This is a genomic window from Pandoraea sputorum, from assembly GCF_000814845.2.
In the GTDB taxonomy this organism is placed as follows: domain Bacteria; phylum Pseudomonadota; class Gammaproteobacteria; order Burkholderiales; family Burkholderiaceae; genus Pandoraea; species Pandoraea sputorum.
On sequence record NZ_CP010431.2, the window covers coordinates 2845088 to 2865242 of the forward strand.

At 63.3% G+C, this 20155-nt stretch carries 12 protein-coding genes; 3 read left to right on the forward strand and 9 right to left on the reverse strand.

The genetic code is table 11. The features are described from left to right. Position 1 precedes the first annotated feature (1 nt). The 3 genes from NA29_RS12565 to NA29_RS12575 all read left to right on the forward strand — a co-directional run bounded on the left by NA29_RS12565 (position 2) and on the right by NA29_RS12575 (position 3868). Positions 2-1114 (forward strand): NAD(P)H-dependent flavin oxidoreductase, encoded by a 1113-nt coding sequence (locus NA29_RS12565; protein ID WP_039398544.1) that lies wholly within the window; start codon positions 2-4, stop codon positions 1112-1114. A 93-nt stretch (positions 1115-1207) separates the two neighbouring features. Next, positions 1208-2194: an acrylyl-CoA reductase (NADPH) gene (acuI, locus tag NA29_RS12570; RefSeq protein WP_039398546.1), complete on the forward strand. Its 987-nt coding sequence runs from the start codon at positions 1208-1210 to the stop codon at positions 2192-2194. Between the two features lie 321 nt (positions 2195-2515). Beyond that, a complete protein-coding gene (locus tag NA29_RS12575) occupies positions 2516-3868 on the forward strand; it encodes an epoxide hydrolase family protein (RefSeq protein WP_039403316.1) in 1353 nt (450 codons plus the stop codon). Between the two features lie 124 nt (positions 3869-3992). Here NA29_RS12575 and NA29_RS12580 read toward each other — a convergent pair whose 3' ends face one another. The 9 genes from NA29_RS12580 to NA29_RS12620 form a co-directional block, all read right to left on the reverse strand. Continuing rightward, the gene (locus tag NA29_RS12580; protein ID WP_039403319.1) at positions 3993-4520 is read right to left on the reverse strand and encodes a winged helix-turn-helix transcriptional regulator; all 528 of its coding nucleotides are present in this window, start codon (positions 4518-4520) and stop codon (positions 3993-3995) included. Positions 4521-4826: 306 nt separating this feature from the next. Then, the gene (locus NA29_RS12585) at positions 4827-5549 is read right to left on the reverse strand and encodes an ABC transporter ATP-binding protein (protein ID WP_039398548.1); all 723 of its coding nucleotides are present in this window, start codon (positions 5547-5549) and stop codon (positions 4827-4829) included. Between the two features lie 28 nt (positions 5550-5577). Beyond that, positions 5578-7566: a branched-chain amino acid ABC transporter ATP-binding protein/permease gene (locus tag NA29_RS12590; protein ID WP_224786785.1), complete on the reverse strand. Its 1989-nt coding sequence runs from the start codon at positions 7564-7566 to the stop codon at positions 5578-5580. 2 nt (positions 7567-7568) lie between these two features. Further along, positions 7569-8447 (reverse strand): branched-chain amino acid ABC transporter permease, encoded by an 879-nt coding sequence (locus NA29_RS12595; protein ID WP_039398550.1) that lies wholly within the window; start codon positions 8445-8447, stop codon positions 7569-7571. Between the two features lie 230 nt (positions 8448-8677). Beyond that, complete coding sequence (locus NA29_RS12600) at positions 8678-9904, reverse strand: ABC transporter substrate-binding protein (protein ID WP_039398552.1); 1227 nt, start codon at positions 9902-9904, stop codon at positions 8678-8680. Between the two features lie 449 nt (positions 9905-10353). Further along, the gene (locus tag NA29_RS26165; RefSeq protein ID WP_039398554.1) at positions 10354-14148 is read right to left on the reverse strand and encodes a DNA translocase FtsK; all 3795 of its coding nucleotides are present in this window, start codon (positions 14146-14148) and stop codon (positions 10354-10356) included. A 140-nt stretch (positions 14149-14288) separates the two neighbouring features. After that, entirely contained in the window at positions 14289-15311 is a 1023-nt protein-coding gene (locus NA29_RS12610) for a WaaZ-like lipopolysaccharide core biosynthesis protein (protein WP_052252892.1), read from the reverse strand. A 508-nt stretch (positions 15312-15819) separates the two neighbouring features. Beyond that, complete coding sequence (locus NA29_RS12615; RefSeq protein WP_052252893.1) at positions 15820-18834, reverse strand: putative bifunctional diguanylate cyclase/phosphodiesterase; 3015 nt, start codon at positions 18832-18834, stop codon at positions 15820-15822. 217 nt (positions 18835-19051) lie between these two features. Continuing rightward, on the reverse strand, positions 19052-19924 hold the full coding sequence (locus NA29_RS12620; protein WP_052252894.1) for an N-acyl amino acid synthase FeeM domain-containing protein: 873 nt from the start codon (positions 19922-19924) through the stop codon (positions 19052-19054). Positions 19925-20155: the final 231 nt, after the last annotated feature.

Sequence of the window (20155 nt, forward strand, 5' to 3'; positions counted from 1 at the left end):
CATGACGACGAAAGTACCCTCGTCTACCCGCATCACCCGGCGTCTCGGTATGTCGACGCCGATCATTCAGGCACCGATGGCCGTTGCGTCGACACCGGCGCTGGTCGCGGCCGTCTCCAACGCGGGCGGGCTCGGCTCGCTCGCCGTCGGCAATATGGATGCCAACGCCGCGCGCGACGTGATTCGTCAAACCCGCGCGCTCACCTCCCGAGCCTTCAACGTCAACGTTTTCACGCACGTGCCCGCGAAAGCCGACGCGGCGCGCGAAGCCGCATGGCTCGCCTATCTCGCACCGGAATTCGCGCGCTTTGACGCAAAGCCGCCGCAAGCGCTGCGCGAGATCTATCTGAGCTTTGTCGAAGACGTCGCGATGTATGAGATGTTTCTTGAGGAGCGCCCGGCAGTCGTGAGCTTTCATTTCGGCCTTCCGTCACAGGACCGGATCGACGCATTGAAGGCCGCAGGCATCGTGCTGTTCGCTTCGGCTACGAATGAAGCGGAGGCCGATGCCATTGAGGCTGCAGGTATCGACGCCATCGTGGCGCAGGGCTGGGAAGCTGGCGGTCATCGCGGACGCTTCAACGACGAAGGCGACCGCCAGCCGAGCGAAGACGAGCAACTCGGCACGTTCGCACTGGTGCGGCGGCTGGTGGCACGCACGTCGCTGCCAGTGATTGCAGCAGGCGGCATCATGGATGGCGCTGGCATCGCTGCGGTACTCGCCCTTGGCGCACAAGCGGCCCAAATGGGAACGGCCTTCGTCACCTGCCCGGAGTCCGGTGCCGACGCAGCTTATCGCGACGCGCTGCTCAGTGGTCAGCCACCGCGCACGGCGCTCATTCGCGCCATTTCGGGACGCCCGGCACGCGGACTCGCCAATCGTTTCTGGGCATTGGAGCAAGCGGCCGACCGCCCCGCGATTCCCGACTATCCCATCACCTACGACGCGGGTAAAACGCTCAACGCCGCCGCAAAGGCACACAAGGAAAGCGGCTATGCGGCACAATGGGCCGGTCAGGCGGCGCCGCTTGCGCGTGCACTTCCCGCAGCGGAACTGATCGGCGTTCTCTCGCGGGAAACACGCGACGCTATCGCAGCAGCCATCTCCGGCTGAAGCAATCTCTTGGCGACGGTCGTCTCGCATCCGGTGAGGACCGTCGCTGCCGTCTGCCTCCCTACAGATCACCCGCTTCGGAGATTTCAAGGCATGTTCAATGCAATCCTGTTGACACAGTCGGACGGTGGCACCCACGCCCAGGTGACCGAACTGCAAGACGATGCACTGCCTGCCGATGGCGACGTACTCGTCGCCGTCGATTACTCGACCATCAATTACAAGGACGGCCTCGCCATCACAGGCAAAGCGCCCGTCGTACGCTCGTGGCCGATGGTCGCTGGCATCGACGGGGCGGGCACCGTGCTCGAATCGTCGCACCCCGCGTGGCGTAAGGGGGATCGCGTGGTGCTCAATGGCTACGGTGTGGGCGAAACGCACTGGGGATGCCTCGCGCAGAAGGCCCGGCTGCGCGGCGACTGGCTCGTGCGGTTGCCCGAACGCTTCACACCGCGAGACGCCATGATCATCGGCACGGCGGGCTACACGGCCATGCTCTCGGTGATGGCGCTGGAGCACGGCGGAGTGCTGCCGCATCACGGCGATGTACTCGTAACAGGCGCTTCAGGCGGTGTCGGCTCGGTAGCCATCGCGCTCCTCAGCTCGCTCGGTTATCGCGTCGTGGCGTCCACCGGCAAGTTGCATGAGACGGAGTATTTGCAGGCGCTCGGCGCGTCGGAGGTCATCGACCGTCGTCTGTTGTCGGACCCGGGCAAGCCGATGCAGAAGGAGCGTTGGGCGGCGGTGGTCGATTCGGTCGGCTCGCACACGCTGGTCAATGCCATCGCCCAATTGCGTTATGGCGGTGTCGCGACGGCATGTGGTCTCGCGCAAGGCATGGACTTTCCGGCCAACATGGCGCCGTTCATTCTGCGCGGTGTGACGTTGCACGGTATCGACAGCGTGATGGCGCCGCGCGAGTTGCGTGAGCAAGCGTGGCAACGGCTTGCGCGCGATCTCGAACCGCAAAAGCTCGGCGGCATTTCCCATGACGTGGGCCTTGCGGATGCCATCGGCATCGGTCAGCGCATCGTCAAAGGCGAGATCCACGGCCGTGTGGTCGTGAACGTGAATCGGTGACTTCCTGAGTGCACTGACGTTCGCAGTGAAGGCAGCCGCCGGTTTTCCGGCTGCGCTTCCACCCTTTTGGCACGCGTACTGCTCGCCCAACAGGCGCAGATGCGCCAATGTCCGACGATTTTGTACGCGGCGGTATCTGCGACGGCCTCCGCTACATTGAGATACATTTCCGGCGTCATCACTATGATTATCATATTTATACTCAGCCACACCTGATGCGAGGCGGTGGCGTGACAAGCGACGTGTGCTGCGCATCGGGCAGCAGTGAAGTCATTCGTAACGTTGACGAATATCACACGGCACATGCCGTCCGGAGCCTTCATGTCATCCAAATCTCAAGTTCCTTCGACATCACGCCGACAGTTCGTCGGCATGACTGCCGCCACACTCGCGCTAAGCTCGTTGACCCCGTTGTCTTACGCTGACGAGAATGCCAATTCGATTGCGTCCGCCGCCCCCGGCGACAGTACCGCTATTCGTGCGTTTCGTGTTCATGTGCCGGAGGCACCACTGATCGAACTGCGTCGACGACTACGCGCCACGCGCTGGCCCGAGCGCGAAACCGTGCCGGACGACTCGCAAGGTGTGCCGCTCGACCTGATTCAGAACCTGACGCGCCACTGGGCGACAGACTACGACTGGCGAAAGTGTGAAGCGAAGCTCAATGCGTTGCCGAACTTCGTCACCGAGATCGACGGGCTGGATATTCACTTCATCCACGTGCGCTCGAAGCATGCCGACGCCATGCCGCTCATCGTGACGCACGGCTGGCCCGGGTCGATTCTCGAACAGCTCAAACTCATCGATCCGCTGACCAATCCGACGGCCCACGGCGCAAGCGCTTCGGACGCGTTTCATCTGGTCATTCCGTCGCTGCCGGGGTACGGCTTCTCGGCGCGAACCACGACGACAGGCTGGGGCCCCGAGCGCACCGCGAGGGCCTGGGTCACGCTGATGAAGCGTCTGGGATACGAGAAGTTCGCGTCTCAGGGTGGCGATCTCGGAGGCATCGTGACGAACGTGATGGCCACGCAAGCGCCGCCGGAACTACTGGGCATCCATGTGAACTTTCCGGCTGCGGTGCCGCCAGCCATTCAGACGAACATCGCGTTGGGCGGTCCCGTGCCCGTCGACCTCTCGCAAGACGAACGGCAGGCTTACGACCAGTTGGCCGTCGCGTTCAAGAAGCGCCGCGCTTACGTGCAGATGATGGGAACACGTCCGCAGACGCTATACGGACTGGCCGATTCGCCCGTCGGGCTGGCCACGTGGTTGCTCGATCACGGTGACGGCTTCGGCCAACCGGCGGTCACGGTGACGTCAGCAGCAGCCGGTCGCACGACCAATGGCTACTCTGCCGAAGACCTGACGATGACGGACCTGCTCGACAACATCACCCTTTACTGGTTGACGAACACAGGCGTGTCCGCTGCGCGCTTCTACTGGGAACTGGCGCACCTGAACTACCTCGCCACCGCAGACATTTCGGTGCCAGCGGCGGTCAGTGCCTTCCCCGGCGAAGTCTATACCGCGCCCAGGAGCTGGGTCAGCCGCGCCTATCACAACCTGATTTTCTACAACCGTCCGCCGCGTGGCGGGCACTTTGCCGCGTGGGAAGTCCCGAAGCTGCTCGCCGACGATATCCGCAACGGATTGCGGCCGCTTCGCACCTAAACCGGCTAACGGTCGATGAATGACGAACGGCGCATCGGTCGGCCGTCACTCCGAAATGCAAAAACGAACCGGCATCCAATCCCCCTCGTGGATGCCGGTTCGCTAATGTGCGACGTCTGGGGCGTCAGCCTCTCCTTGCGCTTGCGGCGGCGCGTCGTGCCGTGGTGAACGCTTCGGCGCGTGCAGCACGTTCCGTCAACAGCCGTTTGCTGACGACGTTATCCAGATCCTTGCGCTCGACCGGCACGCCACAGTGCTTGCAGAAATTGCCAAGCTCGACGTCGTGACCGCATGCCTTGTGCACAAAGCGCACCGCTAACCCTTCACTCTTCGTCTTGCACCACGTCTCGCCCCAGGCGCGAAGCGCATACATCGCGGGATAAAACGCCTGCCCCTTCTTCGTCAGCACGTATTCGTAGCGTAATGGACGCTCGCTATACGGCTTACGCTCGATCATCTCGTTGGCTTCGAGCGCCTTGAGACGTCCCGCCAGCAACTGCGGATTCGCCTCCGTCTGAATCTGAATCTCTTCGAATCGTGTGTTGCCCATATAGAGCTCGCGCAGGATGAGGATCGTCCACTTGTCGCCCACGATGTCCACCGCGCGTGCCACCGGACATGCGCTGAGCGCGTCGTCTTGTACCTTCGTCATCGTCATTGCTCCCCAGCAACGATGCAATTCATCGAAAAACGCCCTTGAACACGTCGAGATGCCAAGCCGTCACTCGATACTATGATTTTCGTAGTTCTGATGCAATGCGGCATTCGTATTGCGCCGGGAAGCGATTCGATGCTGCCGCTGACGTCACAAGGCGCCCCGCACGCAGTCGGCTCGATGCGGCGTTTATGGTCTCGAGCATTCTGGGAGGTGCCGCAGGTGCCGCGTTGGGCGGGTTGGGTACGCGCAATGGCCGAAGCGCCGCGTGTACTGCGGTGCGCTTCGGCCAGGAGGCAGGGCTTAGTGACTTCCCCCAAGGTAAGCCGCGCGCACCTTGTCGTCGTTGCGCAGGCTTTCCGCCGGGCCATGCACGGAAATGTTGCCGTTCTCCAGCACATAGCCATAGTCGGCCACGGCCAGTGCGGCGGCGGCGAACTGCTCCACGAGCAGCATCGTCACGCCTTCGGCTTTCAGATTGCTGATGATGCGGAAGACCTCGTCGACCAGAATCGGCGCCAGGCCCATCGACGGCTCGTCGAGCAGCACGATGTCCGGGCGTAGCATGACCGCGCGCGCCATCGCCAGCATTTGCTGCTCACCGCCCGAGAGCGTACCTGCCAATTGGTTGCGACGCTCCTTCAGGCGCGGGAACAAGTCCATTGCGCGGTCCAGATCCGCCGCGACATCCCCCCGCGGGCGGCTACCCGTCAGACGCGGAAAAGCGCCCAACCGCAGATTGTCCGTCACCGACATCGTGGCGAACACACGACGTCCCTCCGGCGAATGCGCCAGACCGAGCTTCGCGATACGGTGAGAGTCGAGTCCGTCGATACGCTTCTCGCCGAGCGTGATTTCGCCCGACGACGGTTTGATCATGCCGGACACGGCACGCATGGTGGTCGTCTTGCCCGCGCCGTTCGAGCCGATGAGCGTGACGACCTGACCGCCCGGCACGTCGATGTCGATGCCGTGCAGCACCTGCACCTTGCCGTATCCCGCTTGCAGATTACGAATGGAAAGCATAGTGGTTCCGTTTGTTCGTCTATCCCGGTCAGTGCGCGGTCGATGCGCCGCCCAGATACGCCTCGATCACCTTCTCGTCAGCCTGAATCTGCGCTGGCAGCCCTTCGGCAATCTTCTGCCCGAAGTCCAGTACCGACACCGTCTGACAGGTGCTCATCACGACGTCCATGTGGTGCTCGATCAGAATCACCGTAATGCCGTGATCGCGAATCTTGCGGATGATGGCGAGCAACTCGCGAATATCGGGTGCCGTCAGACCGGCCGCCGGTTCGTCGAGCAACAGCAGACGCGGATCGAGTGCGAGCGCACGGGCGATTTCGAGCAGACGCTGTTTGCCGTACGGCAGGTTGCGGGCCTCTTCGTCGGCTAGCGACGCCAGCCCCACAAACTCCAGCAGACGCATGGCACGCGCACGTGCACCGTCTTCTTCGCGCTTGTATCGCGGCAGACGCAGCGAGACGTCGACCAGCGTCGAGTGGAACGTGTGGTGCAGACCGACCAGCACGTTTTCGAGCGCCGTCATTTCACCGAAAAGCTGCACGTTCTGGAACGTTCGCGCCACGCCCGACAAAGCAATGTCGGAAGACGTGCGTCCGGCCAGCGACTCCCCGGCGAACTCGATACTCCCGGCCGTAGGCACATAGATGCCCGTCAGCACGTTCATCATCGTGCTCTTGCCCGAGCCGTTCGGACCGATCAGGCCGTGAATCGTGCCGCGCTTGACCGTCAGGTCCACCTGGTTGAGCGCCTTCAGGCCATCGAACTGCATCAGCAACTGACGCACCTTCAGCAACTCTTCCGGACCGCTGGCAGCCGCCATGAGCACCGGTTCGTTGCTGTCGGCAGCCGTTTCGTCCACCTGCGTGGCCGACACCGTGAGCGTGCGGCGGCGATGCAAAATGCGCGAGCGCAGGAAACCGATAATGCCGTCCGGCAGGTAGTACACGACGAACAGGATCATCAGACCGAAGATCGTCAGACGCCAGTCGGTGATGCTGTCGCGCCACCAGGTCACACCGGCCAGTGCGATGGTGCCGATCACCGGCACGGCGGCCTTGGCGAGCGTGGTGCGACCTCGTGCGACCGCAGCGACCGCCGCCACCGTCGTGATGGCAGCGATGGCCGACGCGACAATTCGGAAAATGTTGATGTCGTCGAGCAACTGCGGCAGCAACACGATGATCGCCGCGCCCAGCAGCGAACCGCTGCGCGTCTTGCGTCCGCCCATGATGACGGCCAGCAGGAAGAGAATCGTCAGCTCGAAGTTGTACGTGTTCGGCGAGATGTACTGCTCGGAATAGGCATACAGGCTACCGGCCAGACCGGCAAACCCGGCGCTGATCACGAACGCATACACCTTGTAGCGATACACCGACACACCCATACAATCCGACGCCACCGGCGAATCGCGCAATGCTTCGAAAGCGCGACCGAGGTGCGACTTCAAAATGCGGTGTGCGACGAGCATGCTCAACAGCAGTAGTACGGCGACGATCCAGTAGTACTCCGTCTCGTCGATCGGATGACCGCCGATGACCGGCTTCGTGAGCTTGATGCCCATCGGTCCGGACGTCAGGAAGTCCATCTCGTTGATCAGGATCTGGATGATCGTGCCGAAGGCCAGCGTCACCATCGCCAGATACGGCCCGATCACGCGCAACGCTGGCAGTGCGAGGATCGCACCGAAGGCAGCGGTGACCAGAATGGCGGCAGGCAGTGCAAGCCAGAGCGAGAGTCCCAGTTTGGCGAAAAAAACACCCGCAACGTAGGCACCAATGCCGAACAGGCCCGCGTGGCCCAGTGACACCTGCCCCGTATAACCCACGACGATATCCAGCCCGAAGAGCAGGATCGCGTAGATCATGATCGTCTCGATCATGTGAATGTAATACGGGTTGCCGACGGCCAGAGGAAAGCCGAATAGCGCGACGATGCCGAGCACGGCAGCGATCTTGGTCAACGCGCGCGTGCCGCCGAGATCGCCGGCCCCGCGTGCAGTGGAGGTCTGTGCGGTCATGGTTACACCTTCTTGATGGCCGTCTTGCCGAACAAACCTGCAGGCTTCACAGCCAGCACGAGCAGCAGCAGTACGAGACCCGGCACGTCTTTATAGCCGGTCGAAATGTAGAACGCGGTCGTGGTTTCGGCCACGCCGAGGATCACGCCGCCCACGAGCACGCCCATACCGCTCGACAGACCACCGATGATCGCCACGGCGAATGCCTTGAGACCCAGCACAGCCCCCATCGTGGCACCGGTCAGCGTAAGCGGTGCGACCAGCACGCCGGCAAACGCAGCGGCCATCGACGACAGCGCGTACGAGAACGTGATCACCAGACTTGTGTTGATGCCCATGAGCCCTGCGGCGTCGCGATCGTTCGCGGTGGCCACCACGGCCTTGCCGTAGATCGAGCGACGGTTGAAGAACTCGACGGCAGCCATCATGAGCAGCGCGCCCACGACCACGAGCAGTTCCATCGGCAGCACGTTCGCCCCAAGCAGATTGATAGGGGCTTCGGGCAGCGGCGACGGGAATTTGAGGTCGTCGCGGCCCCAGAGGTTTTCCGCAACGTTCTTGAAGATGATGCCCAGCGCAATGGTGGACATGATCCAGCCGAACTCCGACTTGATCCGCAATGCGGGTTTCACGCCGATGCGTTCGACGAACGCGCCTTGCACGAGACCGAACAGGCAGACGATCGGAATCATCAGCCAGTAGTTCAGCCCGAGGGTGTCGACGAGCGTCAGGCCGACGAGTGCGCCGAGCATCAGCGCTTCGCCCTGGCCGAAGTTCAGGGTGCCGGACGTCGCAAACGTCAGTTGGTAACCGAAGGCGATCACGGCGTAGATCATCCCCAGCGCGATACCGCTGTAGATGAGTTGAATCAGGATGGTCATGCGGTCCTCTCTCGCGAGTGCGAGCCTACGAGCGATGCTCGGGAGGCATTCGGTACTTGTGCCGCACACCGGTCCCGAGTGCCGGTGGCAGGCGACAGTTGCGTGAAGACGGCACGCGCGCCTCGCCCGGATGCCCCGAAGCCGTTGGCTCGGGGCAGAGGTGCAAGGGGCGACGCGCGCCGTCGTTCACCCTTCATGGCTGCAACGGCAGCCTTGGGAGGAGGTGCGGCTTACTTGGAGACCGTCGCGCCTGCCTTCTCGCGGACCTTGCTGCCAGCCTTCAGGTCGCTGTCGTAGGCATACACGACACGACCACCCTTCACTTCGCCGAACACCGGAATGTTGGCCGTGATGGCGTCGTGATCGTCATGCGTGAACGGATGATCGTACGTCGTGACCACGCCTTCGACCGGCGTCTTCAGGTCTTCCAGTGCTGCGCGCACCTTCGGGCCGTCCGTGCTGCCGGCTTGCTTGATCGCGGCGGCCAGCAGGTAGATCGAGTCATAGCCTTGCGCAGCTGATACCGCCGAGTCGATGCGGTTGTTCTTCGGCTTGAACATGGCCACGTAGGCGTCGATGAAGGCCTTGCGCTTGGGCGTGTTGGGTTCCTGAATGAACGTCTGCGGCATACGTGCGCCTTCGCCGTTCGCGCCCGAGTTGTCGATGTAGTTCGCCATCGCGAGCGTCCAGCTGCCCACGATCGGCAGCTTCCAGCCGAGCTTGCCCATGCCATTGGCGATCTGCGCCAGTTCCGGGCCGATACCGTACGTGAGGATCACGTCGGCGCCAGCCTGCTTGGCCTTGAGCAACTGGGCCGTCATGTCGACGTCCTTGATGTTGAATTTCTCGACGGCGACCGGCGTGATGCCCTTGGCCTTGAGCGCTTTTTCGAGGTCTTCACGACCGAGCTGACCGTAGTTGGTCGAGTCCGCGAGAATGGCCGGTTTCTTGAAGCCACGGCGCGTAATCGCTTCTTCCACGATCATCGGCGCCTGAATGCTGTCCTTGGCGGCGTTGCGGAAGACGTAGTTGTCCGGATACTGAGGCGGCTTGAACTGGTCGGTAATGACCGTGCCCGTGGCCACGTTGTTGAACACCGGAATTTTGGCATCCTGATAGAAGCGCTGCGACGCGAGCGCCACACCGGTGTTGATGTAACCGACGGTGGCAACCACCTTTTCCTTGTTGATCAGTTCCTGCGCGACTTGCACGCCGCGTTCGTTCTTGGCTTCTTCGTCGCGCTCGACGAGTTGGATCTGACGGCCGAGCACGCCGCCCGACTTGTTGATCTCCGCAGCGGCGAGACGCACGCCGTCGCGCATCGAAACGCCCATCGACGACGAACCGCCGGTGAACGGGCCGGACACGCCGATCTTGATCGGTTCGGCCGCAATGGCCATCGAGGCGGACAGGGCGAACGCGACGGCGCCAGCCATGAGCTTGAATCGGAATTGCATAAGGGTCTCCTTCGGTGCGATGCGTTTCGATATGACGCTTTTTTGCTGCGATTTCCTTGGTGTCGCAGGCCCTGCCGTGGATGCGCGAATCCCGGGATGTCTCCCCCCCGTCGCACCGCCCCGGTCCTTGTAATTCGTGTCAGGGCGATACCGTCAAGCACGCGTCGAACGACCAACCTAGCGCGCCGATTATGTGATCGCTGAGTTTCGCCCGCAAAGGCGGGAATACCCCTACGGGGACGCGGGTTTGCGCCCCGTTATCGCCATTTGGCGCGGGTTTCCAAGGGGTTTTGTGTCACGCGCCCATGTACGGCGCGTGTCAGGAGAACGGCACGGAGTGCCAAAGAGTTCGACTCGTATGACGGGTCGTAAGGGAGTTGTAAGCGAAGGCGATTATTCAGCGTCGGGGGCGACCATGAACGGCGCCCTGACGACATACTGACGACGCGTTATTCGCCCGGCGCGACCACTTCGCGGGTACCGTTGCGTCCCATTGGTGTGACGAGTCCGGCCGCTTCCATCTGCTCGATCAGACGCGCCGCCCGGTTGTATCCGATGCGCAATTGCCGCTGCACGGCGGAAATCGACGCACGCCGCGAATTCAGCACAAAGGCTGCGGCTTCGTCGTACAACGGGTCGGCTTCGGCGTCGCCCGCCGCGTCGCCGAACAGATCGGCGGACGCCGCGTCGGCCGGATCGCCCGCGAGGATGGCCTCGTCGTAATCCGGCTCGCCGTACTGCTGCCAGTGTTGCACGACACGGTGCACCTCGTCATCGGCAACGAACGCGCCGTGCACGCGTTGCGGATACCCCGTGCCCGGCGGCAGGAACAGCATGTCGCCCTGCCCCAGCAACGACTCTGCCCCCATTTGATCGAGGATCGTGCGCGAGTCGATTTTCGACGACACCTGGAAGGCAACCCGCGTTGGAATGTTCGCCTTGATGAGTCCTGTGATGACGTCGACCGACGGGCGCTGCGTCGCCAGAATCAGGTGGATACCGGCAGCCCGCGCCTTCTGGGCAAGACGCGCGATCAGCTCCTCGATCTTCTTGCCCGCCACCATCATGAGATCGGCCAGTTCGTCGATGACCACGACGATAAACGGCAAACGGTCCAGCGGCTCGGGCGCGTCCGGCGTCAGCGAGAACGGGTTGCTGACCTTCTCGCCCGCAGCGTGCGCGGCATCGATTTTTTCGTTGTACCCCGCCAGATTGCGCACGCCAAGCGCCGACATCAACCGGTAGCGTTTCTCCATTTCGCCGACGCACCAATTCAGCGCGTGCGCGGCTTGCTTCATGTCGGTGACGACCGGTGCAAGCAGATGCGGAATGCCGCCGTAGACGGACAGTTCCAGCATCTTCGGATCGATCATGATGAGGCGAACGTCATCCGGTGTCGCCTTGTAGAGCAGCGACAGGATCATGGCATTCACCGCCACCGATTTGCCCGAGCCCGTCGTACCCGCCACGAGCAAGTGCGGCGCACGTGCCAGATCGGCCACGATCGGCTCGCCCGTGATGTCCTTGCCCATCGCCAGTGCGAGACGCGAGCGATGCGTGTCGAAGACCGGCGCGTTCAGAATTTCCGAAAGACGGATCATCTGACGCTGTGCATTCGGCAATTCAAGCCCCATGCACGTCTTGCCGGGAATCGTCTCGACCACGCGGATGGACGTAACGCCCAGCGCGCGCGCCAGATCCTTCATGAGACCCACGACCTGCGCGCCGCGCACACCGACGGCCGGTTCCACCTCGAAGCGCGTGATGACCGGTCCGGCGGATGCACCGACGACCGTCACCGGCACCTTGAATTCGGCAAGGCGCTGCTCGATCAGTTGGCTCACTGCGGCGAGCGCTTCGTCCGAGACAACGTTGGCATGGTCGCTGGCCGTGGCCGGCGCCAGCAGGTCCAGCGCAGGCAGGTCGTAGTCGATGGCGACACGCGGTGGCGGTAGCTCGTAAGGCGTGTCTGCGGTGAAGTTTGCGGTTTGCGATGCCGGGGATGCCGCAGCGAACGACGGGATCACGGGGATCACCGGCGTAGCAGGCGGCAGGTGTTCGGGTGTCGGCTGTGCAAGCGACGTCGTATCGTCCGACGTCAGCGGCAACCCATCCGCCCTCGCCCACGTGCCATCGGCACGCAGAACGTAATGCGGTTTCGCGGAAGGCTCAGGGGCTTCGTCGATGTCCACCGGAACGACGCGCTCAGCGACGTCGAAAGGCGGAAGTGCATCGTCTTCAGCCGACGCCTCAGCAGCATTCTCCACCGACGTGACGGCGTTTTGCACGGTGACGGTTTGCGTTGCAGGTGCCGTGACGGTAGCGTCATACGCTTCGACACTTGCCAGCACGTCGGCGAAGACGAACGGACGCGGCGGCACAGATGAGGGCATCGCTGCCCCGGATGCCGGAGCAACCGGCGGCCGAAGTTGCATCAGCGGCGGTAAATTAAGAACTTCCGCAGGCGTGAGCGGCGCCACGGGCGGCGGCATTTGCGGCTCAGCCTCTGCGACCTCGGGTGACGCCGCTAGCGAAGGAATCTCGGGGATAGCGATGTCGACATCGCTATCGAGCGACTTCGGCATCGCGTCGTACGTCTCAACGGCGACCGCGTCAGACGGTTGCGGCGATGTCGGCGCATCGCTGGCGTCTGACGACACCGGTGACGCCCAATCTCGCAAGTCGCGCAGCAATGCCTCCGCTTCCTGACGCAGCGCAATCATCGCGTCGATCCTTGCCTGCTCGGCCGCGCGCGCGGCTTCTCGCGCAGCTTCCTGTTCAGCCAGCATTTCCGGGCTCGGGCCTTCGGGCACCGGCTCGGTGGACGGTTCAACGACGTCGTTGACCGACCAGTCGATAGGCGAAAACTCTGCCACGTCGGACGCCAGCGGGACAGCAGCATCGGCCGCCGACCATGAGGCGGCACCACGCATGACCGGCGCTGCTTGCGATGCTTGCGTCGCTTGCAATGCTGGCGACGCAGGTGCAGAAAGTGCCGACGCGGCGGCATTCGTCGCACTCTGCGTTGAGGCCTCATCGCCCGCCACAGACGGTGTCTGCGACGTCAGCCCTTGCGGACGCGGCGGTGCGCCGCGCGGCGGAATATCTTCGAGACCCAACTGCGGCTTGCGGAACGGACTGTGCACGACCGTGCCGCGCAGGTGCGCCGGGGCCATACCGACAGGGCGACGATAACCGGTCGCGCCTGGCAGCGAGGTGGCATCCAGCGGTTCGGCGTGCGAAGCGGTATTCGTTGCGGGGGTTGCGTTCGTCGATACCGACGCGGGGCGCTGTACGACGGGCGCCTGCGACGACGCGGCCGGTCGCGGTCCGCGAGGCGTCAGGCCCGGCTCAGCGCGCACGAATTCCGTCGTTCGCAGCGCTTCGCCACGACTCAGTTTTGCGGCATACGCACCACGCGGGAGGACAGCACGCGTCGCCGCAGCCGTTGCTGCTGCAGCGCTACCGGATGACCCGATAGCACCCGCGGCCCCCACCGCTGCCGCGACTACTGGCGTTGTACGTCCGACCGAAGTCCCCTTCCCTGCCGAACGCGTCGCCGCACTCGCGCCAAACGTCGGCTCGGCGCGCGGCGCGCCGCGCACGGTCAGGGGCGGGGGTTGCATGGCATCAAGACGCGCACGTTCTTCGTCCGACAGCTTCCAGCGCGGTTGCGCCGCCAGACCACGACGACGCGGCACCGGCTCTTCGATCAGACTGCCGACGTTGTGGTGACCTTGTCCGACCGTCGGCGTGTAGCTGCGCTCGCCACGCTCACTCGTGTCGAACGACATCTGGGACAAACCACGGACCGGCTCACGCGCGGCGGTGTCGAAACGGGATTCGCGCGATTCCCGTGCATCGCGCGGGTCGAACGCAGGCGCGTCGTCCTCGTCGTCGGCCGATGGGCGACGCGAGACCATGCCCCACCAGGTGGTGCCGAAGACAAGCGGGAGAGAAAAGAGGAGGACGAAGCCGGAGAGACCCATGGCCAGCGTGCCGCCGAGCGCGACGCTCAAACCGTGGGAGAGCGACTGGCCGATGCTGCCACCGGCAGTGTTGCCGTCGCCGCCCGTCAGCGCAGCGAGCGTGGCGCTGGACACCATGGCCAGCGGAACGCCAAGCAGCATACGGAGCGTGCCGGGGCCGAAGATTCGTATCTCACCGCCAAGCAGACCCCGTACGCCAGGCCAGCACAGTGCCAGCAACCAAAACGTCGACAGTCCGAACCAGCCAAACCCCATAATCGCTCATTGCTTCAGGAAAACCCGGAGAGCGATTGTAGCAGGTAGGCCACCGCCCGGCGGCCCTGCGCACGGACTTTTGCGCATCATGTGTGCACAGGGCGTCTGCCGCGTCGCGCGCAGGATGTGCCGGACGGACGTCAGGCGTGACCGTGCGTTCCCGTCGGACGCAGGGACGGCGCTCCATCGGCAGCCACGCTGTCGAGCGTTGCGACCGGCAGCGCCTCGTCGGGTACGACCAGACTCAGATTCCGGCGACGCAGCGAACGCCAGTCGACCTTGGCGAAAATGTCCTCGCCCAGTGCGCTCGTACTCGAGAGGTTCTCGACGCGCACACCACGTGTGCGCAATACATTGGCGGCCAGACGGAACGATGGCTCGATCAGCGTCGAGAATTCGGCGTCCAGACGCGTCGGCGCACGCGTTTGCATCGTCTCGTAAAAGCGCGGAGTCGCTGCGGCGTCGCGCAGGTCCAGCCCGTGCATATACATCTCGGTGAAACCCAGCCACGTCGCGACTTGCAGCGCAAAGTACGCGACCGTGCCGCCGTGGAAAAAGCCGTTGTCGATATCGAAGCTGAAACCCAGTCGGCTCTCGTCCCCGAAGAACGCCGCACTGGCCGAGACCTGCGCGTCTGCGCGCAGCGTCTGCGTCGTACGGGCCGCTTCAAGGCCACGTTTGAAAATGTCGTCGACGAGATAGACGCGGCAGCCGAAGGCGGACATCGGGAACATATCCAGCAAGCGAGCCAGCACCACCGGCGTGACGAACAGCACCAGATCGCGCGCCACGATACGGCGCGCCAGATCGGGACGCTGGCGCACGAAGCCCGCGTCGAGAATGCAGTAGTAGTTGAATTTGACCGGAGCGCGCTCGGTCAGCGCGATGGCCCCGTTCACGCCCATCACGTGATGCATCGGCAGCGCATCGTAGTCGATGTCGGCGACGGAAGGACCGCTGGCGATGATGTGGCAAGGCAGTCGACGCAGACGTTGCAGCTCGGCGCGGCGTGCGAGCGGCACATTGCGTCCGCGCCAGGTGAATCGTTCGATCGCCCCCATCGAATCTCGCGCAATCTGCGCGTGCGGCCACAGGCGTTCGTTGTGCCGCCACTTCGCCGAATGGGTGAAGCGGTAGGCGAGTTTGAGGAATGTCGAAAGCATTGTCGTTGTTCTGGTTAGGTGTTCTGGTTGCGCCGCGCCCACCTCGCAGTGGTACGGTCCTAACCCCGTTCATGTCGCGTGTCGGTCGATTGCCGAGCACCTGTGAGCCGACTGCAACCCCGCGACTCCCCTGTCTCGCGGCATAGCTCACGATGGCATGGAGACCTGACTCCATCACGTCGATGCGCAAATTCTGCCATTCCAGCTTAATGGCGGACAAGATTTATTCCAGTTGGAAATCTTACGTCGGGTTACCTTTGCGCGTCGTTTTCGAACGACAGACTTGACAGCGAAATCCCCTATTTATGAGGGTTTGCGCTGGATGACGTGTGACAAAACAGGGAAGGAAAGGAAATTTGCAGAGAAATAGAGCATTGCGAAAAATGCAGACAATACGCAATGCCGTTCGACGATTAATGCGTCGTCCGTAAGCGTCGTTGCGGGGAATGTCGGAGGCATTGGCGGGCCACTCGCGCGCTCGCGAATGGCCCGGCATTCACCGAACCGATCAGTGCAGCGCCGAGCGGTTAGCCGGGGAGCGATAGAAAGACTGCTCCAGTTCACCAAGCAAAGTCGCCAGTTGCGGATCGCGAATGAAGCTTGCGGCGGAGTCGGCGGCGAGGATCGCTTCGGGCGTTTGCGGCCGGGCGATGAGAAAGCCCTGCACGTAGTCGACGCCAAGCTCGGAGAGCGCTTCCAGCGTTGCGGCGTCTTCGACCCACTCCGCCACGCTGCGAATGCCGAGGTTCTTGGCAAGCGCCACGATGGCCTCGACGATGGCCAGATTGGCCGGGTGCGCTGCCATGCTCTTGACGAACGCGCCGTCGATCTTGATCGCGTCGACCGCGAGGTCCTTGAGATAGGAAAACGAACTGAAGCCCGCGCCGAAGTCGTCGAGCGCGATGCGTCCGCCCAACTGGTGGATGCGATCGACGAAGCGTCGCGTGTTGTCCAGATCGTGCAACGCGACCGTCTCGGTGATTTCGATGCACAGCAGCCCCACCGAACGCTCATGCGCGGCCAGCGTCGCAAAGATATCCCGCACGAAATGCTCGTCGTTGAGCGATGCCCCTGAGAGGTTGACGCAAACGAAGCGCGTCTTGGACAACTGGTTCCGATGCGTATCGATCCACGCCAACGTATTCGTGAGCACCCATTTGTCGATCATGCCGATGGTGCCGTTCTCTTCCGCAGCGCTGATGATGCGCGATGCCGGCACGATATTGCCGTCCGAATCGCGCATGCGCAGCAGCACCTCGAAGTTCAGCGAGTCGCCCGGCGACGCCATCTCCATGATCGGCTGCATTTCCAGGAACAACGTGTTGGGCGTGAGACCGGCGTCGAGCGCGTCGATCAGACGCAACTCCGCCAGACGCTCCCGGAATGCCGCCGCCCCGCGTTCGTAGACAACCAGTTCGCGACGGCTCTTCTTCGCCTCGCGGCAAGCCCGGTCGGCGGACGAAATCGCGTCGGGCACACGCATGTCTGTCGTCAGCTCGATGACACCGGCCGACGCGCGTACCTGAAACGCCCGCTCGCCGATCTGATACGGTTCCCCGGCGATAGCGTCCACCAGACGTCGCGCCACCGCCGCCGCTTCCTTGATAGTGGCGTCGCGAAAGACCACGATGAACTCGTCGCCGCCGGTGCGTCCTACGCTCTGTTCCGTCGACAACCGCGCACGCATCCGGTCGCAGGCCTGACGCAACACCTCGTCGCCCGCCGCATGCCCGAATAAGTCGTTGACGAGTTTGAAGCGGTCCAGATCGAGGTAAGCCAGCGCCGCCGGACGCGCATCAGAGAGCGTGCGGATGGCTTCGCCCAACGATTTTTCGATACCGCGCCGGTTCGAAACGCCCGTGAGCGGGTCGTTCTCCGCCAGATACCGCAGTTGCTCCATCGTGCGGGCGCGTTCCGTAATGTCCTGCAACGAACCCTCGATACGCCCGTCGGAGAAAATCGCCTTCACGAGGTAACGGCTGATACGCCCGTCGTCGCGAGGCAGCGAGAGAATTTCAAGCTCGGACTCGTCGCTGTGCTGGGCGACGTCGAGCAGCATGCGCCACGTGCTCTGACCGAAATACTGGTCCCAGCGGAACGTGCGCCCCTCGGTGTTGGGAATGCCAAGCATGGTGTGCAGCGCTGCATTGCCCCGGACGAACACCCCCTGATCGTTCAATGTGAAGAGGCCGACCGGCGTCACGTCGTAGGCGTTGCGCAATTCGGTCTGGGCTTCAAGCTTGCCTTTGTGTTCCAGTCGCATCTGCTCGGCAATCGCCAGTGCGGCCATCAGGCTCGAGAACAGCGCCGCCGTCACGCTATTAAGCGCCGACGACAACGCGCGCGCATTGAAGGCGGCGGCGATGACCTCGGAGAACGTCGCGAACAGCACGATGGCCAGCGATGCGCTATACCAGACCGCCACGCGAGAGCGCGTGAGCACCAGAATGCGCACGAGCAGCACCAGCACGATCACGATGCCTAAGGCCGCCACGGCCCACAGCACAGGAATGAAATGCGCATACGGCAACGCGATGGCAGCGCAGCACAGCACCACGCCCGCCCATTGCAACACCATCACCATCCAGCGCAGGCCGATCAGACGCAGTTCCTTCTTGAAGAGCTGCGTGAACAGCGAATAGGTCAGCACGTAATAGATGGCGAACGTCGCCTTGCGTACCAGTGCGTCCCACTCCATCGGAATGGCGCGCTCCAGCCACTGTGTATCCGCGCCGAGCGAGTTGGCGGCAAGTCGCAGGTTGCCGATCAGCCAGGCGGCGAACAGTACATACAACCATTCCTTGTTGATGATGGCGGTGACGAGCACGAACGCCGAGAGGGTCAGCAGACCGCCTTCGAGTAGTCCGTTGCTACGATGAAATTCCCTCTCGGATATGCGCAACTCGGGCCCAGGCCAGGCGACGAGCGACAGATGCGCCGGGCCGGAGAACGTGCCCTGACACAACAACGTGACCGGCTCGACCAGATGACCGAGGTCGATCGAGAAGCCCGCCTTCGACGTGCGGATCGCACCGCTGACATCGCCCCGGTCGGCGCGGCCAATGGCGGGCGTGTCGGGGCTTCGCCAGCAGGCAAGCGTCTGCGCGTGTCGCGAGGGAAACTCGATAACGGTTCGCTCCTGCCCGCCCACCGGCGGCACCGAGAAGCGGAACCACACGGGCGCTTCGGACAGATGTGTGCTGAATTGCTGGACCAGCGGCGCACGCTCCAGTGCCCTCTGTGCCATTGGCGGATTGAACGTCGCAGGAAAATCGCCCTGCGCCTGAAAGCTCACCGGGGTGGCACCGCGCACCGCGTACTGACTTTCCTGGAACATGAGCACGATGCCCGAGAGCAGCATGATCGCTGCGGGCACCGCGTAAAGGGAAATGCTGCGAAAGAGTTCGTCGAGCCGGGCCGTGATGCGCCAACGGCGCCGCGTGCCGGTGAGTTCGCTCAACTCATCGGAGAAATCGTTCGTGTTACGGTCGTCGTCGCGCTCGTTGCCGAGTTCCCCCGCCATATGACTTTTGTGCCCTTATCTCGTTGGTCGCCCCCGTGTCGATCTCCGGACGAGGCGAGCATCGAAGCTCGCCTCCCCGGCCGGGCCGGCCCTGTCCCGTGCGGCCCTCCTCCGGCCGACACGGGCAGGTGTCTCTCGCCCGTCCTACGCGTTACCGCCGTCGTGCAAACCACTGACTGTTGCGAACGACGGGATAACGTTATTTCGAATAACGGCATTACACCGCCAGGCTGTAGCCTGCTGCTACGCATCGTACCTCGTCGGCACCAAAAGATAAATCCCGCAAATGCGCGCCAACACTGGCTTCAACCGGCACTGGCCCATCGTCGTGCCGAGCCTGCCCGGCCTCCCCTTCGCCCGGCATGCCGAGACGCAAGTCGGGGTGATGGGTGAGGCACATGTAGGCAAACAAGGGGTGACCTGCCGACTGCCAGCGCGTGCGTGCCTGCGCCACATCCAGCGCCAGCACCCGATGCCCGATGCCGCCGACATGCGCCATCGGGATCAGGCCCTGCGACGGGAAGACGTCCGCGAACATCAGCGCTTCGTATTGGCGATGCAACGGCGGGCGGGCCGTAATCACCATCCAGTCGATACCTGAGACCAGGCAGTACTGATAGAACGCCTTGAAAAGCGCCGTCTTAACGACGCGTCCCACCGGCCCCGCCACCACGCCGAGACGCGTGGCTTCCGCAAGTGCCGCGCTGTCGAGCCATTCGGGCAACGGTGCGGAATCCTCAAGATGCAATGCCTGATAGCGATTGGTCTGGATCCGCATCGTGCCGAGCACTGCGCCGTCGAGCCGGGCGCGCGCCACAAGGACGACGGCGCCCGGTTCCCGGTCGCTGATCTCCGGCTCGCTCAGCGTTGCTGCGAGCTCGGGCAAATGGCGGCCGTAGGCCGCCTGGCGCATCGCAACGGCGTCGCGCAACGACGACTCGTCGCTCGCGATGGTGACGACAAACGGCAGACGTTCTTCGCGCAGCGCGCCAATCCCGGACGTGGCTGACGACGCAGGACGGGGGGCTCCGGTCGCCCGGTCTGCATGGGTCATCGAGAGGACATCCGAAGCTTGTGCAAGGTCAAACATGATTGACACTCCTTAAGGTCAATAAAAGGGCTGGTGCCGTGCACGGGCGCTGACGCCGGTGCATCGCACAATTCCTTTCTTGACCCGCCGAGGCGAAGTGTCAAGTGCTTATTTTCGTTAGGTTTTTCACAGTTTGACGGCACGGCTTCTCCCGCCCGTCGGTTCGTCGTGCCAACCGCCCGGGAACCCCCGTCGCGCCGTATGAAACGCCCCCGAACCCGATATCCCCGC

Bases quoted from the DNA above. Each gene is read 5' to 3' on its own strand.
- NA29_RS12565 (WP_039398544.1), top strand. From the start codon at position 2: ATGACGACGAAAGTACCCTCGTCTACCCGCATCACCCGGCGTCTCGGT.
- acuI (WP_039398546.1), top strand. From the start codon at position 1,208: ATGTTCAATGCAATCCTGTTGACACAGTCGGACGGTGGCACCCACGCC.
- NA29_RS12575 (WP_039403316.1), top strand. From the start codon at position 2,516: ATGTCATCCAAATCTCAAGTTCCTTCGACATCACGCCGACAGTTCGTC.
- NA29_RS12580 (WP_039403319.1), bottom strand. From the start codon at position 4,520: ATGACGAAGGTACAAGACGACGCGCTCAGCGCATGTCCGGTGGCACGC.
- NA29_RS12585 (WP_039398548.1), bottom strand. From the start codon at position 5,549: ATGCTTTCCATTCGTAATCTGCAAGCGGGATACGGCAAGGTGCAGGTG.
- NA29_RS12590 (WP_224786785.1), bottom strand. From the start codon at position 7,566: ATGACCGCACAGACCTCCACTGCACGCGGGGCCGGCGATCTCGGCGGC.
- NA29_RS12595 (WP_039398550.1), bottom strand. From the start codon at position 8,447: ATGACCATCCTGATTCAACTCATCTACAGCGGTATCGCGCTGGGGATG.
- NA29_RS12600 (WP_039398552.1), bottom strand. From the start codon at position 9,904: ATGCAATTCCGATTCAAGCTCATGGCTGGCGCCGTCGCGTTCGCCCTG.
- NA29_RS26165 (WP_039398554.1), bottom strand. From the start codon at position 14,148: ATGGGGTTTGGCTGGTTCGGACTGTCGACGTTTTGGTTGCTGGCACTG.
- NA29_RS12610 (WP_052252892.1), bottom strand. From the start codon at position 15,311: ATGCTTTCGACATTCCTCAAACTCGCCTACCGCTTCACCCATTCGGCG.
- NA29_RS12615 (WP_052252893.1), bottom strand. From the start codon at position 18,834: ATGGCGGGGGAACTCGGCAACGAGCGCGACGACGACCGTAACACGAAC.
- NA29_RS12620 (WP_052252894.1), bottom strand. From the start codon at position 19,924: ATGTTTGACCTTGCACAAGCTTCGGATGTCCTCTCGATGACCCATGCA.